The 235-nt window shown below is 42.6% G+C and carries 1 protein-coding gene; it reads left to right on the top strand.

Translation table 11 applies throughout. From position 1 onward, the window contains the following. A partial coding sequence (locus SAZ04_RS23025; protein ID WP_332700129.1) for a hypothetical protein occupies positions 1-235 on the top strand: 235 nt, incomplete at both ends.

Below are 235 nucleotides of genomic sequence, written 5' to 3' on the forward strand. Positions count from 1 at the left end.
TAATTCCAACTTCTGGTCAAAAGGGAATTAATCTGCTGCAACAAAGCCTGGCCATCGCGCTGAAAAAATCCTATGATGAACATGCAGCCCGTGCTTATATCAATCTTTCCGGCAATTTACTGCGGATCCGGCAATATGAACATGCCGAGAAAATCCTGGCAGAAGGTATTCAATATTGTGAGGAAAGGGACCTGGATTTCGCAACAACCTATTTGTTATTGTGTAAGGCTGAATT

The sequence above is a fragment of the Halalkalibacter lacteus genome, assembly GCF_036663595.1.
GTDB classification, from domain to species: Bacteria; Bacillota; Bacilli; order Bacillales; family Bacillaceae_D; genus Halalkalibacter; species Halalkalibacter lacteus.